16 protein-coding genes and 1 tRNA gene are annotated in these 17,810 nt (G+C 60.0%); 4 read left to right on the top strand and 13 right to left on the bottom strand.

From position 1 onward, the window contains the following. Positions 1-12: 12 nt before the first annotated feature. From CVS29_RS04650 to CVS29_RS04625, 6 genes are all read right to left on the bottom strand, one after another. Positions 13-2,007, bottom strand: coding sequence for a DUF6541 family protein (locus CVS29_RS04650; RefSeq protein ID WP_110105169.1), 1,995 nt, complete (start codon positions 2,005-2,007; stop codon positions 13-15). Between the two features lie 46 nt (positions 2,008-2,053). Beyond that, positions 2,054-2,407 (bottom strand): zinc ribbon domain-containing protein YjdM, encoded by a 354-nt coding sequence (locus CVS29_RS04645; protein WP_110105168.1) that lies wholly within the window; start codon positions 2,405-2,407, stop codon positions 2,054-2,056. Between the two features lie 93 nt (positions 2,408-2,500). Further along, positions 2,501-2,577, bottom strand: a tRNA-Pro gene (locus CVS29_RS04640). Between the two features lie 135 nt (positions 2,578-2,712). Beyond that, complete coding sequence (locus tag CVS29_RS04635; RefSeq protein WP_110105167.1) at positions 2,713-3,285, bottom strand: META domain-containing protein; 573 nt, start codon at positions 3,283-3,285, stop codon at positions 2,713-2,715. Positions 3,286-3,348: 63 nt separating this feature from the next. Beyond that, complete coding sequence (locus tag CVS29_RS04630) at positions 3,349-4,299, bottom strand: metallophosphoesterase (protein ID WP_110105166.1); 951 nt, start codon at positions 4,297-4,299, stop codon at positions 3,349-3,351. A gap of 12 nt (positions 4,300-4,311) precedes the next feature. Continuing rightward, positions 4,312-6,588 carry a transglycosylase domain-containing protein gene (locus CVS29_RS04625; RefSeq protein WP_110105165.1) on the bottom strand — a complete coding sequence of 759 codons (2,277 nt, stop codon included), beginning with the start codon at positions 6,586-6,588 and terminating at the stop codon, positions 4,312-4,314. Positions 6,589-6,624: 36 nt separating this feature from the next. Between CVS29_RS04625 and sp36 the strand changes: the two genes are divergently transcribed. From sp36 to CVS29_RS04615, 3 genes are read left to right on the top strand one after another with little or no spacing between them, the layout of a single operon-like run. Then, positions 6,625-6,780: a Sp36 family protein gene (sp36, locus tag CVS29_RS18365; RefSeq protein WP_170120892.1), complete on the top strand. Its 156-nt coding sequence runs from the start codon at positions 6,625-6,627 to the stop codon at positions 6,778-6,780. Then, entirely contained in the window at positions 6,777-7,268 is a 492-nt protein-coding gene (locus CVS29_RS04620) for a RidA family protein (protein WP_110105164.1), read from the top strand. The genes sp36 and CVS29_RS04620 overlap by 4 nt, the downstream gene beginning before the upstream one ends. A gap of 49 nt (positions 7,269-7,317) precedes the next feature. Beyond that, positions 7,318-8,196, top strand: a complete 879-nt coding sequence (locus CVS29_RS04615) for an NUDIX hydrolase (RefSeq protein ID WP_110105163.1) — start codon at positions 7,318-7,320, stop codon at positions 8,194-8,196. Positions 8,197-8,463: 267 nt separating this feature from the next. Here CVS29_RS04615 and CVS29_RS04610 read toward each other — a convergent pair whose 3' ends face one another. Further along, positions 8,464-9,141, bottom strand: coding sequence for a Crp/Fnr family transcriptional regulator (locus tag CVS29_RS04610; protein WP_038465875.1), 678 nt, complete (start codon positions 9,139-9,141; stop codon positions 8,464-8,466). A gap of 253 nt (positions 9,142-9,394) precedes the next feature. Here CVS29_RS04610 and CVS29_RS04605 point away from each other — a divergent pair, with 253 nt between their 5' ends. Then, complete coding sequence (locus tag CVS29_RS04605; protein ID WP_218867972.1) at positions 9,395-10,597, top strand: MarP family serine protease; 1,203 nt, start codon at positions 9,395-9,397, stop codon at positions 10,595-10,597. A 57-nt stretch (positions 10,598-10,654) separates the two neighbouring features. Here the strand turns inward: CVS29_RS04605 and aroQ are convergent, their stop codons facing one another. From aroQ to CVS29_RS04575, 6 genes are all read right to left on the bottom strand, one after another. After that, positions 10,655-11,125 carry a type II 3-dehydroquinate dehydratase gene (gene aroQ / locus CVS29_RS04600; protein WP_110105162.1) on the bottom strand — a complete coding sequence of 157 codons (471 nt, stop codon included), beginning with the start codon at positions 11,123-11,125 and terminating at the stop codon, positions 10,655-10,657. A gap of 54 nt (positions 11,126-11,179) precedes the next feature. Beyond that, positions 11,180-13,366: an alpha-galactosidase gene (locus CVS29_RS04595; protein WP_110105161.1), complete on the bottom strand. Its 2,187-nt coding sequence runs from the start codon at positions 13,364-13,366 to the stop codon at positions 11,180-11,182. A gap of 24 nt (positions 13,367-13,390) precedes the next feature. Further along, the gene (locus CVS29_RS04590) at positions 13,391-14,170 is read right to left on the bottom strand and encodes a DeoR/GlpR family DNA-binding transcription regulator (RefSeq protein ID WP_110105160.1); all 780 of its coding nucleotides are present in this window, start codon (positions 14,168-14,170) and stop codon (positions 13,391-13,393) included. 70 nt (positions 14,171-14,240) lie between these two features. Then, on the bottom strand, positions 14,241-15,149 hold the full coding sequence (locus tag CVS29_RS04585; RefSeq protein ID WP_110105159.1) for a carbohydrate ABC transporter permease: 909 nt from the start codon (positions 15,147-15,149) through the stop codon (positions 14,241-14,243). After that, complete coding sequence (locus tag CVS29_RS04580; RefSeq protein WP_110105158.1) at positions 15,149-16,123, bottom strand: carbohydrate ABC transporter permease; 975 nt, start codon at positions 16,121-16,123, stop codon at positions 15,149-15,151. The genes CVS29_RS04585 and CVS29_RS04580 overlap by 1 nt, the downstream gene beginning before the upstream one ends. 108 nt (positions 16,124-16,231) lie before the next feature. Next, complete coding sequence (locus CVS29_RS04575) at positions 16,232-17,554, bottom strand: ABC transporter substrate-binding protein (protein WP_110105341.1); 1,323 nt, start codon at positions 17,552-17,554, stop codon at positions 16,232-16,234. Positions 17,555-17,810: the final 256 nt, after the last annotated feature.

The following is a 17,810-nucleotide window of genomic DNA, read 5'->3' as shown; positions in this document are numbered from 1 at the left end:
CTAATGCTCTCATCAGAGCTGTACTCCAGCACAGGTAGTGAGCTTATAAAGCTTGGCGTGGCCTTCGCTAGCCACGAGCGTAAAGGCATCTGAATCCGCCGCCAGGGTGATGCCAGGATAGAGCGAGCGCGGATCATTGAAGGCAGGGATATAGTCCGTGCCGAAATCCAGTAGGAAAGTGACCCCCTGGCGTTTGGCGGCTGCACACACCTCTTGATCACTACCCACCCGGTTGAGCCAGAACCGCAGTGTGTAAAGATCCGGACTCAGATCGCCCTGTGAGCTGTACGGGAACAGCATGTGCCTATCAGCCAGTGCCATGGCCAGCGCCGATCCGTTGTACGGGTTATTGGCGATGACATCCTCGGCGGTGGTGTAATTGGGCAGCCTGTGGATGAGCGCCAATTCCTGCGCATCAATTTGGGCCAGCCCATTAGGCTCCGCCGGCACCTCAAACATGATTCCCACCTGGCCCTGCATCTGCCACAATCCTGGGTTGCTGAAGGCAAGCACGACGGCGAGCCCGGCCGCCGTCGAAAGTTTCCCCTTGCGCCGCCACACGGCAGGAGAAAGATTCCGGGTGCGCAGCTTGGTGCTCAGGAAATCGACCAGCTGGACCAGCCCCAGCGCAGCCAGGGGCACTGCCAGCAGCGGCATGAGCGCGGCAATGCGCTCGGGGTTGTCCCACCAGGGAGCCATCACAATGTTGGCCAAGGGGAGGTTGGTGCCAGCAGTCAAAGGATAAGTGAAGGCAAGCAGCACCAGAGCGGCCGGCAGCCAGCGCAGACCTGGCCGGCGGAATCCGGCCCGGACACCCACGAGCATTAGGACGGTCAACGCCAACGCCGGGAACCAGATGGGGGCGGGTGCGTGGGTGAAGTTGCGCAGCAGTGCCAGCGGGAAGAACAGGAATGCCGGACTCGTGTAGGTAAAGAGGCTGCGGATTTGTGGCAGCACTGACAGCCCCGCGGCGGCAACCGCTATGACAAGCAGCAGTAGCGCCACACGCATCCAGCCGTGGCGGTGGCCACGGCGGTACCCGGTGCGTAGCCAGGAAAAGATCAGATAGGCCAACAGCGGGGTCAGCACCAGGAGAATACTAAAAACTCCGTTGGGTTGGGCCGTGATGGCACCGGGCAGGAACAAGGCCACCAGGGTCAGGGCCTGAGCCGGTTCTAGCCCGCGGTGAACGGAGGGGCGGAGAATGAGCAGTACTAGTGCAATGCCTACGGGAACCAGTGCGTTGGAGAGGAAATTGGGGTAGGCGGAGCCGTATTGCAGCAACAGCCAGGGAAAGGCGGGGAACGCTGCGGCTAGCACCCCTGCGCTGATTAGCAGAAGCGGGCGGGGGCCAAAGAGTGTGCGGGTCAAAAACATTGCGCTGAGCGGCCACACCAACCCTGCCACGGCCAGCCAGATCAAATTGGTGGCCGCCGGTACGCTGATGCCGCTCACTAGGATCAACAGGCTCACCAGCCCGTGCCACGCCCCGGGGTAAAACGAAGACTTGATGGTGGGCAGGATAAAGCTGGAAATCGCAAAGGATGACGCGTTTTTGGTATCCACCGCATGGGTGACCGCGTTGAGGTGGAAGACGGAATCGTAGCCCTGCGTGAACTGTTCAGGTGTGGGGGCCACCAACAGCAGTAACAACGTGGTGATGGCCAGGGACACGCCAGCGCCAGCGAGTGCTGCTCCTAGCCCTACCCGTGAGCGCGGGCCCGCTATGAGCAAGATATTGTTCAGCGCCGGAATGAGGCGCCGTGCCACCCACGCTGCCACGGTAGCAACGGCTGTTCCCAAAAGCACCACCGGGATGCCCCACGGCAGATGTATCAGGGGAGCCACCACGGCGCTTACGGCCAGCACAGAGACGGAAACGGCTGGGGCCAGGAACAGTGCCATGAGTCCGCGGATGCGCAGGGCCATCAGGACGGCGACTCCGGGCAGGGCCAGAATCAGCAATGCGAGGGCAAAGGCTGGCACCGCCTCAAACCAAGAGCTCACCCAAGATCCTTAGCAAGTAGTGTCAGCTCAGCTGATAGAGCGGAGATCAAACTTTTTTAACAATGCTGGACTTGAGCTTCATGGGCCCGAACCCGTCAACTTTGGCATCGATGTCATGGCCGTTGACGGGGGAGATCAAACGGATGTTGCGGACCTTGGTGCCGATCTTTAAGTCCTGCGGGCTGCCCTTGACCTTCATGGTTTTGACAATGCTGACAGTGTCTCCATCGGAGAGGATATTGCCTACGGCGTCCTTAATGACGCTCTGGGCCTCGGCGGCAGATCCCTCATCTTCGGTGGGGGACCATTCGTGCGCACATTCCGGGCACACCAAAAGTTCACCCAGCTCATAGGTGTACTCGCAATTGCATACGGGGCACGGTGAAAGTGTGTCGCTCATGGTTCCCATCTTAGACGGTGGGTGAAAAGTGGGTGCCGAGTGGGGCCACCAAATAAAAAACAGCGGCATCCGTTGGATGCCGCTGTTTTTATGTGGTCGGGGTGACAGGATTTGAACCTGCGGCCTCGTCGTCCCGAACGACGCGCGCTACCAAGCTGCGCCACACCCCGATCCGCTGTTTTCCGCAACCAGTGACGGTCTGGAAAAGCAACCTCTCAAGAATAGCGGACAACGGCCCTGAACACGAAATCGAGGGGGCTCGTAGGTAAACCGTTCTCACATAAGGGTTGCTTTGCGCAGAGCAATCAGGGCGCTGCTGGTTTGAAGGTGACGGTGCCGTGGCTGTTGCTCAGCTCCAGCGAATCCTTGGCCACGGTGTAGTCCAGAGGCGCCGAGAAGAACTTCACCACCCAGCCTTCGTAATCGTTCTGTGGGCTCTGGCAACCCATCATGGTCATGGCCATATTGGGGGCCACAGTGAACGTGGTGTCAGTGACCGTGGCTGAACTCATAACCGTGTTGCAGGGGGTCTTGGAGGAGAAGTGGATACCGCCGTCCTGCTCCGAGGTGACCAGAGTGAATGGATCGGTGCCCAACCAGGGGAGTGCGCCGGTGGCGTCACTGCCGCTGACTGAGATCAGGTTCAGGCAAGCAAAATCCTTGGCTGTGGCTGGGATGCCGCCGGCCACAGGGGTGCATGCTGGTGACATGGCATCGGCTGACGGATCTTCCTCGGAAGAAATGGTGTCTCCTGAGGCCGGTCCGGAGGATGATGCGGGTGCGGCGGGTTCCCCTGCCGGGCCTGACGCCGGTGAACCACAGGCGCTTGTCAGCACCAAGGCCACCGATGCTCCCATGAGGAGCAAGAATTTTTTCACAGTAATTCCTTACATGTTTGGCTGCCGAACGGCGCTCCGTACTTGGCGCTCAGGATTTGGTATTCAGGATTTGGCGCTCAGGGTGAGGATAACCGCTTCAGGGCGGCAGGCGAAACGGAAGGGGGCCGTGCGGGAGGTGCCGATGCCCGCAGAGACGTTCACCGGCGCAGTACGTCCCTGGGATTCCCAATCATTGAGGCCCCTGGCTCGCCAGGTGGGCAGATCACAATTACTGACAAGCGCGCCATAACCGGGTATGCAAACCTGCCCGCCGTGGGTGTGCCCTGCCAAGATGAGGTCAGCGCCGTCGGCCGTAAAGTGGTCCAATACCCGCTGGTACGGGGCGTGCGCCACAGCCACCTTTACATGGGGTGCGCGCTCCTGCCCGGCCGCACCACGCGGCCAGCCGGCATAGCGCTCCCGGAAGAGGTGGGGATCGTCAACGCCACTGAAATCAAAGCGTATGCCGTTCAGCGCCAGGGACTGGGCGCGGTTGGTCAGGTTGACCCAGCCGCCCATGCCAAAACCAGTGTGCAAAGCCTCCGTGTCCAGGGCAATGGGCTGGTGTTTACCCACTGAGGGGGCCTTGGACGGGCCGGCGAAGTAGGAGAACGGATTCCTGAAGCGGGGCGCAAAATAGTCATTAGACCCCGGGACAAAGACGCCCGGAAAATTCATGAGCGGGCCCAGTGCGTCCAAAAGTGGGGCAATGGCGTTGGGGTGGCTGAGGTTATCGCCGGTGTTGACCACCAGATCGGGCTGTAGCTGGGCCAGCTCCCGCAACCAGCGGGTCTTCTTCTGCTGGCCGGGGGAGAAGTGGATGTCGGAGATATGCAGGACCGTGAACGGGGCGGAGCCCGGCGGCAGGATGGCCAGCTGTTCCTCACGGAGGGCAAACCAGTTGCGCTCAATCAGTGAACCGTATGCCACGGCGCCCACACCAGCGGCAACGGCAAGCCCCGCCGCCGCTTTCACAGAGGAGAAGCGGGACGGGGCTTTTTGCTTACTAGGCATGTGAGCTGCGCTCTAGTCTTTCTTGTCTTTGTTATTGTCTTTATTGTTGCCGTTGTTCTGCTGGCCCTTGTCATCAGATTTTTGGTCTGAATCATTCTGGCTCTGACCGGGCTTGGGCTTTTCAACTACCGGCGGGGGTGCGGGCGGGTAGACAATGCTGGCCGGCGGGGGATCGAAGGCGCCTACATCGTAGTTACCGGCAATCTGGTTCATGTACCCCTGCCAGGCCTTGCCTGCATAGGTGGAGCCGTCAACGTAGGGGATACGCTGGCCGGCGATGAGCTTGCCGTTGATTGACTGATCCTTTAGTTCGGGCGAGCCTACCCACGAGGACGTAGCCACACCGCGGGTGAAGCCGGTGGTCCAGGTGTGTTGAGAATCATTGGTGGTACCTGTCTTGGCGCCAGCCGGGTACTGCAGCGGGATCGCGTAGCCGGAACCACCGGGCGCCAGTACCTGTTGGAGAGCCATGTTCACGCCGGCAGCCACTTCAGGCTTCACTGTCTGCTTGCAGTTTGCACCCGGAACTGGGAGCTTATCGCCCTTGGCGTTGGTGACTGAAAGCAAAGCTATGGGTGCACAGTAAATGCCACCGGAAGCGAACGTTGCGAAGGCATTGGCCATGGTCAGCGGTGCAACCGCGCCACTGCCGAGCAGTGCGCTGATGCTGGAGACGTTGTAGGGCTGGGTGACGTCTTCGCCCTGGTGGATACCGGTGGCCGTCATCATCTTCTGGATGTTGCAAATATCCAGCTGCGCGGCAGTTGCCATGGTTGCAGTGTTCAGGGATAGGGCGAGTCCCTGCCGGGCCGTGTACGTCCGGTAGTAAATACCGTCCGGGCCGTCGGCATTTTGCAGATCCTCGGCTACTTGGGGGTCGGAGCTGTCATAGAAACCGCCGGTAGAGCCGCAGCTGTTGGTCCACGGACGCGACTGGGGGTAGCGGCGCACCGAGGCGTTGACCGTGTCATCAGTCCTGTGACCGGAATTGAGCCATTCGGCAAAGGTGAAGGGCTTGATGGTTGAACCCACATCGAAGCCGCCGGAGCCGCCCAAGGAGTTGCCCTTGGCATCAAGACGGTCAACAGCAAAGTTGTAATCAGTTTTCCATTGCCCCTCTGGGGGTGCCATCTTCGTGTTTTGTGCCATGGCGAGGATCTTGCCAGTCTTGGGCTGAACGGAAACAATGGCCTGGCCAACTTTGTCCGGGTTGTTATCCATGGGAGTAAAGTTCGCCATCTGGGACTGGGCCGCGTCCTGCAACTTCGGATCCAGCGTGGTCTTGATGGTCAAACCGCCCTGAAGCAGCAGCTTGAGGCGGTCCTCCTCAGTTTTGCCGTAGGCCACGTCATTGACAAAGAGATTGCTGACGTACTCGCAGAAGTACTCTGCCCGCACGGCACTGGTGCAGCCGTTGCGCTGGGGCTGGAGCTTCAAATCAATCTTGGCGGCAACCGCGTCCTTGTGTTGTTTGGCATCGATCATGCCCTGATCCAGCATGTGGTCCAGAACCAAGTTCCGACGTGTCAGCGAATTCTCCGGATTGGCAATGGGATCATAGATTTGGGGGCTGTTGACCACACCGGCCAGCAGGGCAGACTGCTGCAGGTTCAGGTCCTTGGCATGAATGCCGAAGTAGTTATAGGCAGCCGATTCAATGCCGAAGTTGCCGTTGGCGTACAGCACCCAGTTCAAGTACCCCTGCAGAATCTCGTCCTTGGAGTACTTCTTCTCGATGGCGATGGCCAGCTTGATCTCGCGAACCTTCTCACCGACACCCTTGTCGGCGCCCAGCTTAATTTTGTCGTACTCACCATCGGCAGCATACGTCTGGATGATGACGTTGTTCACGAACTGCTGCGTGATGGTGGAGGCACCCTGGCGGCCTCCGCCTTGGACCATGGAGCTCACCGCACGCATCAGGCCACGGGTGTCAATGCCACCGTGCTCGTAATAGCGCGCATCCTCCACCGCAACGATGGCGTCCTTCATGAACGGCGAGATCTCCTCAAGAGGGACCTCGGTACGGTTCTGGTCATAGAACGTCGCCAGAAGAGAACCGTCAGAGGCCAAAATCTTTGAGGACTGGGCCGGAGTACCAACATTCATCTCATCCGGGAGCTCATCAAAGAGAGTGATGGAGGAGGTGGTTGTGGTGCTGGCCAGAGCCGCTGCCGGAACCATGAGTCCTGCTACCAGGACACCACAAATAGTGCTGACGCCCAGGAAGAGAACTAATTTACCTAGCGTTGTGGCGGTATCGAAAATAGGGTGTTTTTTTGCTGCCATTTTTCCAGTTTACCGGCAGGGGCTACGCTTTGAAGTATGACCAAATGGGAGTACTCTACGATTCCGCTGATTATCCACAACACCAAGGCGATCCTCGACAGCTGGGGTGACGAAGGTTGGGAGCTGGTTCAGGTTGTCCCCGGACCTGACGGACGCGGCCTGGTGGCTTACCTTAAACGAGAGAAGGCATAGCCGTGAATACAGCGCCAACTCAAGGAAATTCGCGCATTGAAGCGCGGCTGGCTGAGCTCGGATACAGCCTTCCCCCAGTGGCCCCGCCCGTAGCTGCCTACGTGCCGGCCATCATCTCGGGTCACCATGTTTACACCTCGGGACAGCTGCCTTTTATTGACGGCAAACTCACAGGGACCGGCAAAGTTGGTGCCGAGGTTTCCGCTGAGGACGCAAAATCCATGGCAGCAACCTCCGCAATCAACGCCATTGCGGCTCTGAAAAGCGTCCTGGGAGATCTTGACCGCGTGACAAGGATCGTAAAGGTTGTTGGCTTTGTGGCCTCCGATCCGTCCTTTACCGGCCAGCCGGGCGTCATCAACGGAGCTTCCGAGCTTTTGGGTGAAATATTTGGTGAGGCAGGCGTCCACGCCCGCTCCGCCGTCGGCGTGTCGGTTTTGCCGTTGGATTCACCCGTCGAGGTTGAGCTGATTGCCGAATTCCAGTAGCAACCCGGCGGGTTTTAGGCCCGCAGGCAAGCGGAGCTTCCCGCTGAACATGGATCAGCGCGAAGCCGCGCAGGCGTGGCTTGATTTTGGTGCACGCACCCCTGGCAAACCGCGTCCGGCGTCGTCGGTGGTGCTGTTGAAGGACAGCCCCGCCGGCCCCAAGACGTTTTTGACGTACCGTCCGGGCGGCTCCCCCTTGGGTGCCGTGGCGTTTCCCGGTGGCACCATTGAAGCCGCGGACGACGACGTCACCGACTGGGTGGGTCCCTCACCTGTTGTTTGGGCCAAGAGCCTGGGCACCTTGGACATTGGCTTGGCCAAGCGCCACGTGGTGGCAGCCATCCGGGAAACCTTTGAAGAGACGGGTGTTCTGCTGGCGGGGGCCGATGCGTCATCTCTTGTGGAAGACATCAATGGGCCCGAATGGATGCGGGCCCGCGAGTTGATCGCCACGCAGGAGATCACCTTTGCCTCTGTACTGGAACGGTACGGTTTAGCCCTGCGCACCGATCTGCTCAAGCCGCTGAGCCACTGGCTGAGCCCAGATTTTGCTCATAGGCGTTTTGACACCAGGTACTTTGCTGCGGCCTTGCCCGTTACACAAGAGCCCACGCTGCTTGCGAGCAAGGGTATCTGGGGCCGGTGGGTCAATCCCGGCGAAATTCTAACAGCTCGCAACACCACCTTGTTAGGCAACGAGATTGGCACACCTGCCACCACGGGGCATTGCCTCGATGAACTGGTTGTTCCCGGGGTGGAGATCATTCTGGAGAAGATTGCCGCGGCGCGCGGGTGCATCGCGTATTTGAACCACAAACGCCCCATCAATGAATATCAGCCTGCCCTTGTGGTGGGTGCGGACGGCGCGCTCAACCTGGAAGTGGCCACGGCCCCGGCATCCGAGGGCGGGCCCTGCCGGGAACGCTAACCCGCCCCCCTTCCGCCTCCTCCTTTTCCTCTTCTTCCGACGCTATCGCAGCAATGGTGCGTTTTTCACGGACGATATCTCACTTAGGGTTCCGCGCACGCCCATTGGTGGGACAGCGTTCGGTAAAAATTGACCATTGGTGGGATAGCGTTTGGGGGTTGGTTTAAAAACGGAAGCGGCCCGGTCACCTTTTGGTGACCGGGCCGCTTCCGTGCGCTGCCTTCCACTACTCGCAAGCTCGCAGCGGGTCCTTCGGCAGAGAAAAGGTTAGCGCGAGCGCTGGCGCAGACGGTTGACGTCCAAGATGACAACGGCGCGGGCTTCTAGGCGCAGCCAGCCGCGCTGGACGAACTCAGCCAGGGCCTTGTTCACGGTCTCACGTGAAGCGCCAACTAACTGGGCCAGCTCTTCCTGTGTGAGCTCATGGGCAACCAAAATGCCGTCGGTGGCGGGACGGCCGAAGCGGTCTGCCAGGTCCAGGATGGCCTTGGCAACACGGCCGGGAACGTCGGAGAAGACGAGGTCGGAGAGGTTGTCATTGGTGCGGCGCAGGCGGCGGGCCAGTGCCTGCAGCAACTGCATGGACACCTCGGGGCGGTTGCGCAGCAAGGCGTTGAGAGATTCGTTCTTCAAACCGGCCAGGCGGGTCTCGGACACGGCGGTGGCAGTGGTGCTGCGAGGAGCCGGATCGAAGAGTGCCATTTCACCGAAAAGCTCGCCCGGGCCGAGGATGGCAACGAGTGACTCACGGCCATCAGATGAGGTGCGTCCCAACTTCACCTTGCCGGAAACAATGAAGTACAGCTGGTCGCCCTGGTCGCCTTCACGGAATACCGAAGCGCCGCGGGAAAGGTCAACCTCTGCCAGTTCGTCAGTCAAAAGGCGGAATGCCTCATCGTCGAGCGTGGCAAAAAGTGGTGCCCGGCGCAATACCTCGATGTCCATGAAATCTCCTAAGAATAAGTAACGATAAAGTTATGACCTGATACTGATTCTTTCAGATATTTTCCCCTTTTGTGACCAATTTGGCATTGTAAGGCGTCTTTGTCAGCATATTGACAGATTGATAACAGTCAATGATCAGCAGATTCTCTGTTGAGGTCGGTAAAATGACCTCTGGGGCTATCTAGCGTTCAGGAACCACCGGTTCCAGATTCGCCGCCTCAACGGTTAACCGGGCAGGCCGGAGCAGCCACTGATGGGAGCACACAAGAACGTGTTTGGTTTTTCCTGGCTGGATGCGGTGCTGGTGTTGTGGTTGTTGTGGCAGCTCATTTACGGTCTCAAAGCAGGGCTGGTGGTGGGTCTGGGCGGTATTGCCGGATTCGTTGCCGGGGCGCTCGGCGCCTTTTTTGCTGCCCCGTTCATCAGCCAATTTGCGCCAAGCCCAGGCTGGCGCACCGCCATGGTTATTGGCTCCACCATCCTCCTTATGGCCATAGGCCACGCCTTGGGCATGAAGCTCGGTAGAGCCATAGGACGCGGTGTGAAATCTGACTCAATCCGTGCCGTGAATCGACTCCTAGGCGGAGCCCTCAACGTGGTGGTGGGCTCCCTGGTCATCTCCATCCTCGCCTTCGGAGTAGGAAACCTAGGTATCCCCTTAGTCTCTGCGCAGCTGGGTAAATCCCAAGTGATCTCCCGCATTGAGGCGTGGACTCCGGACCCGGTCAAGGCTGCCGTGGCCCAAGTACGTTCCTTGGTGCTTGAAGAAGGTATTCCGGCGTTACTGAACCCCACCGGACCCAATGTTGAGGTGGCCGCTCCCACCACTGACACCAACACCCCTGCCTGGAATGCAGCGGCTAAGTCCGTCATGAAAATTTCCGGAACCGCCTTCCAATGCGGGCAAAACCAGACGGGTACCGGGTTTGTGGTTTCCCCCGGCCGCGTCCTCACCAACGCCCACGTGGTAGCGGGCGTTTCGATGCCCATAGTGCAGACACAAACTCAAGGTGCACTCCCTGCCAAGGTGGTTTATTTTGACGCCGTTAAGGATCTGGCTGTGCTGGCCGTGGACTCACTTGATGCGACACCTCTGCCAACAGCGGCCACGGTCCCCGGAAATACTGCGGCAGCCTTTGCCGGCTATCCGCTGGGAGGGCCCTTGCAAGTGCGACCGGCCACAGTTCTTTCCTCCGGGCCCATGCTGGTTCCTGACATCACGGGCGGAGCAAAATCACTCCTTGACGTGTATCAACTCGCCGGCAACGTCCAGTCAGGGAACTCCGGCGGACCGCTCTTGGACAAGGACGGGCACGTGGTGGGTGTGGTGTTCGCCAAGGCCACCTCCAACGAGCAGGTGGGTTTCGCCCTGACAATGGCTGAAGCTGCCCCTGTCATTGCGGCGGCGCCATCACTTAGCAACGCTGTGGGAGCAGGCGCCTGCAAGGTTGGCTGATCGCCTCCCCACTCGCCGGGGCGCCTCAGCGCCAGCGCGATTGCTGGCACGCCTCATTTACGTCAGTGTTTTATCGAGGTAATTCACACCGAGTTCGTAGCCGTGAATCCCCGCGCCAATAATGATGGTGGAGCACACCGATGACAAGTAGGAATGGTGCCGGAATTCCTCGCGCTGGTGAACATTTGAAATGTGCACCTCCACCGTGGGAAGTTGCACTCCGGCAATGGCATCCCGCAGCGCCACCGAGGTGTGGGTGTAGGCCCCCGCGTTGATGATGATCCCCACCGCCGTGCCGCGGGCATCATGGATGGCGTCCACCAGGGCACCCTCATGGTTGGACTGCAGGCACGTGGCGGTGAAACCCGCAGCCTCGGCAGCAGCCGTGGTGAGTTGTTCGACGTCGGCCAGGGTAGCCGAGCCGTAAATCTCCGGTTCCCGGGTACCCAACAGGTTTAGGTTGGGTCCGTTGAGGATCAGCAGGGTGCCACGGCTGGCAGCGCTCGAATCAGCAGTTGTAGAAGTCATGACTTAATAATGCCCCACGGAGGCGCAGGCGCTGCCGAGGTTCCCATCCGCAGGTCATTGCGCCACAAACTCCAACACTATGGCGTGCTCCGGATTCAGGATGGGCATGGGCAGCCCGGCGGCGGCAAGGAACCGTCCCGTGGCCACCACCCCGTCCGCAACCCAAGGTGGCGCGGCCCGCTGAATGTTGGTGTCGCCGGAGGATTCCGGGCCGGGATAAACCACGCGAACCTGGTAGCTGGTGTCCGGATCCAGCCCGGGGACCGCTACCCGCCCCGGCTGTTCCTGATACGAGGTTCTCAGGGCTACGAGCGCGAACAGCGCGTGCGAGCGGTCCTGGGACACCACCCCGTGCAGCCAGAGGGCTGGGTCAGGGACGTCTGCGCGGACCATGGTGCCGGTGTGGATGAGTTCCCGGTGTTTTTTGTACAGGGCAATGGCCTGGCGCAGTTCTTCACGCTGGGCACCAACTACCTCCCTGATGTCCCACTCCATGCCGAAGTGGCCAAACAGTGCTGTGATGGCGCGGAAAGAGAGGTCATGTGTACGGGCCGTGGTGTGTGAGGTGCCGGGGCCAATGTGGGATCCCATGAGTTCCGGCGGAAGCACCATGGATGTCCAGCGCTGAATGGTTTGGCGTTCCAGAGCGTCATTGCAGTCAGAGGCCCACACCCTGTCCGTGTGGGCCAAAATCCCCAGATCCACACGCGCGCCGCCAGAGGAGCAGCTTTCAATTTCCAGCCTTGGGTGCGCCTGTTTGAGCGCATCGAACAGCCTGTAGGCGGCGAGTGTCTGCTGGTGCACGCTGGGCGCGCCATGGTGGCCCATCTCGGCCAAGTCCCGGTTTTGATCCCATTTCAAATAGCCGATGGGGTACTCGCTCAGGAGCGCATCCAGACGGTCGAACACGTACTGCCATGCCTGCGGATTAACCAGGTCCAGGACCTGCTGCTGGCGCCACTCACGCGGTAGCCGGGTTTCAGCGCCCGGTGGGGTGCTACCCGTCCCGTGGATCTCCGTCCTAACTACCGGACCGGAGATCCACTCGGGGTGTGCCCGCGCCACATCGGAATCGACGTTGAGCATCTCCGGCTCCACCCAGAGCCCAAACTGCATGCCGCGGGAGGCCACAGCCTCGATCAGCGGATGCAGGCCCTGCGGCCAGATATCCTGATCAACGTACCAGTCCCCGAGCCCGGCGTTATCGCTGCGGCGGTGCCGGAACCAGCCGTCATCAAGCACAAAACGCTCCACACCTAACTCCGCCGCCTGCTGCGCCAGTTCGGTCAGTACCCCCAGATCGTGGTTGAAATACACGGCCTCCCACACGTTCAGCACCACGGGGCGCGGGGTTGCCGGGTGGTTTCCGCGGGCCCGGAACCAGGCGTAAAATGCCTCCGATATTCCGTCCAGGCCGTGATCCGAGTACGCCGCGTAATAGGCGGGCGTTGCGTACGATTCTCCCGGTGCCAGCACCAGCTCACCAGCCCCTAGCAACTCCTGCGCACCCAAAACGGTGCGCCCGTCCGCCACCGTATCCACAAAGCTCTCCTGATCCCCGCTCCACGCGAAATGCCCTGCCCATACCTGCCCATGGCGGTTGCCGAACCCTTCGGTGCCAACAGCCATCAGCAGCGGGGAATCGTGCCCAGTGCGCCCGTGGCGCCCGCTACGAACCCACGTGCCCTGCCGCAGGGGGCTGCGTTGCGGGTGGCGCTCGCGGCACCAGCGCCCCGTCAGATCCAACACCTCGGTGCCCGCAGCACCCACAGGTACCACGGCGGCCAGTGCCTCGAGTGCGAAGCCACCGGTTCCGCTGTTCCGCAGTTCATGCCGGATCTCCAGCAGACCGCCGCCATGCAATTCAAGTGTGGTGGCTACGGTCAGGCCCAGATCCGTGTCAATTTGCTCGATGCGGGCGCTGTGCTCGTACTGGAACCAGCCACTCACGCGCATTTGAGGTGAGAAGCCGGCCACGGGGGTGCCTATGCGGGGTTCTTCACCTGTATTTTTGCGGTAACCACGCAGCCCGGGCCTCCCTCGCCAACCGTCCGATGCTTGCGGGAGCAAACCCAGCGGAACGGGGGAATCCAGCGCAGAGTGCGGGACGGCGTCGAGAAAGCTGGTGGGGTCCGGCACAGTGGGGCCGAGGTCCGGGCCGAAATGCAGAAGTTCCGCAGCTTCCGGGCCTGCTCCGAGAAGTAGTGACACGCCGTCCCGGCGCAGGTGAATAACGGGCATGGGATCTCCTAGGGAATTTGGTTTTTACTGGCCGGGGACGGACACAAGACGCAGCGTGCCTACGCGTTCCCGGAGGGTGCGCCGGGCCTCGGTGCCGAGCAGTTCGTCGCTGATAACCTCGTCAACTTCCTCAAGGGCGGCAATGGTACTGATGCCCACCGTGCCCCATTTGCTGTGATCGGCCAGCACAACTACGGTGCGGGCGGCCCCAATGAGGGCCCTATTCATCTCCGATTCCAGCAGGTTGGGGGTGGTAAAGCCGGCCACCCCGTCCACGCCGTGCACACCAAGGAAGAGTACGTCCAGGTGCAGCTGGCGCATGGACGCCGTGGCGATGGGCCCCACCAAAGCATCCGAGGGTGTGCGCTCGCCACCTGTAAGGATCACGGCCACCTGGGAGCGGGGGCTCGCAAAGACATCGGCAATCCGCATGGAGTTAGTCACTACTGTGAGGTTCTTCTTACCCACCAGTTCCTTGGCCAACGCCCAGGTGGTGGTGCCCGCGCTGAGGCCAATCGCCATGCCGTCACTGACCAATTTCACCGCCTCGCGGGCAATGGCTTGCTTCTCTGCCGTGCCCTGCGTGGATTTGAGCTCAAATCCGGGCTCATGCGTCCCCGCGGCTCCGGGAACCTTGGCGCCGCCATGGATTTTCTGAACCAATCCGGCGTCGTTCAGGGCCTCTATGTCCCGGCGCACCGTCACCAGGGACACTCCCAGCAGATCGGCCAGGTCCGAGACCCGCACCACGCGCTCGCGGGTCACTGCGCTCACAATCTCCGTGCGCCTCGCATCTGCCAGCATGTGTCCCTCCCGGTTCGTTCATGACTCGTTGAATAGTGGCTGGCCCAGATGCTCCGGGCAGGGGGCATGATCATCCCTTGCTGGAGCCCAGGGTAAGTCCGGCAACAAACTGCTTTTGCAGCACCAAATAGATGATCAGGGTGGGAATGACGGTGATCATGGCGCCAGCGGCCAACAAGTTGTAGTTGGAGAGGAAGGTTCCCTGCAGGTTGTTGATGGCGGTGGTGACAGGGAGCCTGTCGCCACTTTGGATAAACAGCAGAGGCCAGAAATAGTCGTTGTAGATGAAGATCAGTTCCAGTGTTGCCAGCGCGGCGACAGCCGGCTTGCACAGCGGCATGATGATCGAAGCGTACTGGCGCCACAGCCCGGCACCGTCCACCAGAGCTGCCTCCGTCAGATCGGCTGAGAGTGCTTTCATGTAGTTGGAGAGCACAAAGGTGCAGAAGCCGATCTGGAATGCGGTGTTGGCAATGATGACCGAAATGTAAGTGTTCAGCAAGGAGCCGGAATCGCTGAACCAGTAGGGCAGTTGGGTGAGCTTGAACATTTCAAACAGCGGCGTGGCAAGGACCTGCGGGGGCAGCAGATTCCCGGCAGTGAAAAGAATCAACATGCTGATGTTGAATTTCCAGCTGACCCGGCTGACGGCGAACGCCATCATGGAGCTCATCCACAGCACCAAAATAATGGTGGGGACCGTGATGATGAGCGAGTTCATAAAGTACTGGGGGAAGCCGCCTTGGGTCCAGGCGGTGACGAAGTTGTCAAAGTTAAACGCTCCGCCGAGGCTGAAGTAGCCGTACTTGTCGGTATCGGCTTTGGGCCGCAGCGCCGTGAACAGTGCCCAACCAAGCGGTATGAGCCACATGATGGACATGACGATCAAAAAGATGTGGGTGCCGTAGTGCGGACGGCTGAGGCCGTGGCCCACTGCTTGTTGGGACTTTCCGGTGCGTGTGCGGGTGGAGGTAGACATCAGAACTTCTCCTTCCGGAACGTCCGGGACAGGTAGATGGTGATCGGTACGAGGGAGATGACAAGCAAGATCACGGCAAAGGCGGAGCCAATACCGATGGACTGGCCTTCACCAATCAGGTAAGTGATGACCAAGGCGCTGATGAGCTCCAAACCGTTGGTTCCTTTATTGATGACCCAGACAACGTCAAAGGCACGCAGGGACTCGATGATGGTAATGACCACTATGACGATGTTGATGGGGGCCATGGCCGGGAAGACAATGCGGAAAAATGTTTGACGGGCGTTAGCTCCGTCTAGGGACGCAGCTTCCTTCAGTGAGGCATCCACGCCCTTCAAGCCAGCTAAATACAGGATCATGACATAGCCGGCATGCCGCCACGTGGCAGCGACCAGGGCGGCCCAGATGTTGACGCTGGGATCCCCGAACCAGTCAACGGCTTCCGGGGTGCCTGCCGTGCCGAGCAGGAAGTTCAGCAGGCCGTTGTCTTTTTGGTAGAACAGCTGCCAGATGATGCCAACTAGGGCCAGTGAGAGCATGACCGGAACAAAGAAGACGCTCTGGTAAATTTTGCTGCCCTTGATCTGTTGGTCAAGAAGTACGGCGAGCAGCAGCCCCAGCGGTGTGGCAATGACAGCGAGAAATACCAGCCACAGGATGTTGTGCTGGACGGCCGGCCAGAACGCGGGGCTGTCGTTGAAGACGTAGCTGAAGTTCGCGAACCCGGCCGCGCGGATATCTGAAAGGGCCAGGCCGTTCCATCGCGTAAAGGATAAAAAGACGGACAGTAACGTGGGGATCCACACGAACAGCAGTTGGATCAGTGTGGGCAAGCCGATCATGAAGCCAAGGATCACCTTGTCACTCTTTGAAAGGCGCCGGACGCGGCGGGCCTTGATCACTGGCGCTCCGGCGGGGCGTGCAGCCCTGCCATCTGGGGTGGACGGTTCGGAAACTTCGGTTGGCGTGCTCATGGCGGCAACTCGTTTTCTTGCGGGGGTCGGTGGCAAAGTCTCAGTGCTGATGGTTTCTTGAGGTGGCGGGCCTTGATGCGTTGTCCTGACCCGCCACCTCAAAGGCAGCTACTGGGCTGCGTACAGGGCCTTGGCCTGCGATTCGAGGTTTTTCACATCGATCTTGCCGTCCTTGATGAAGCCCTGCAGGGCAGGGATCATCACATTGTTAGCCATGGCCGGCAAGGCGTCCCTGTCAAAGAACTGGCTGATGCTCTTGGCGTTGGCTATGGTTTCAGCACACTTCTTCATCATGGGGCTCAAGCTGCTGGTATCGGCGCCCTTGGCCGTGGCGATGTTGGACGGGTCCACCTTCGCGTAGGCATCCTGACCGGCAGGGGTGCCGATGAATTCGACGAAGTCGCGGGCCGCCTGGTTATTGCCGCCCTTCTTAGACAGCAGCAAACCGTCAATGGGTGCCTCCACAGCGTCCTGGCCCTCCATGGCAATCTCCGGGAACGGGAAGAAATCAATATCTGCCAGAAGCGTTGCGTCGGTGTACTGCTGGGTCACGAAGGAGCCCAGCAGGTACATGCCGGATTTGCCCTTGCCCATGTTGATGGCAGCATCCTGCCACGTCATGCCCAAGGCGCCCGGGTTCTGGTAAGGAAGCAATTCCCGCCACGTGTCAAAGACGGCCGAGACCTTGGGCTGGTCCCAGGATTCCTCATGCGCGGTCAAGTCCATGTGGAACTGGTAGCCGTTCAGCCGCATGTTGATGTAATCGAAGGTACCCATGGCCGGCCAGCCGTCCTTGTCGGCGAACTCGATGGGGATGAGCCCATCTTTTTTCATCGTGGCGCACAGGGCCTTGAGCTCGTCAAAGGTGGTGGGGACCGCATAGCCCTTCTCAGCCCAGACACTCTTGCGGTAGAAGAAGCCCCACGGGTAGTTGTAGTTCGGAACAAAGTACATCTTGCCGTCGGGGCCCGTGGCCGCCTTTTTCATACCCTCGGAGAAGTTGGCGCCGATTTTCTCCCACACGTCATCGATGGGGGAGAGTAGGCCCTGCTTGGCGTAGTACTGCATGCGGTAGCCGGCGAACCAGGTGAAGGAGTCATCAGGGCTGCCCTGCAAGTAGGTAGCGATCTTGTTCTGGAAGTCATTGTGGGGAACAACGTTGGAGGTGACGGTGTCACCGGACTTCGCGGTGAAAGCATCCGTTACGGCCTTGTACGCGGCCTTGGGAACATCATCGGAGGAACCGGAACCGAAGGTGAGCGACTTTGATGCGGAGGGGTCAGCGTTGGGACCGGAGCCGCCTGTGCAGGCGGACAAGAGCGGGATGCCGGCCGCGGCGACGGCACCGACGCCGATGGTCTTCAAGAGTGTGCGGCGGTCCAAGCCCGGGAGGATGATTCCGCCGGAGGACCGTTCTTCGTTTCGTGACATGATTTCTCCCTTTGAAAAATGCAGCCTGTGAATTGGATCACATGAAACAAGCATGAGTTGTTCAAAAAAGAACGTCAATACTCAAAAGACAAAAATATTGATCACGGTTTGGTGTCGCTTTTGTCGCTTTAGTGACACGCATCCGTTCGGTAAGGGTTTTCCGTCAATGTTCCGGCGGTGAAGTGTCTTGGTGGTTAAAAGAGAAAATCCGCCGCCGAGGAAGTCCTGCACGGAAGGAAAACCTGCGCAGGGCCAG

It is taken from the genome of Arthrobacter psychrochitiniphilus (genome assembly GCF_003185915.1).
In the GTDB taxonomy this organism is placed as follows: domain Bacteria; phylum Actinomycetota; class Actinomycetes; order Actinomycetales; family Micrococcaceae; genus Specibacter; species Specibacter psychrochitiniphilus.
Note: the sequence above shows the minus strand (reverse complement) of the source record. Positions and strands in the feature narration are given on the sequence as shown.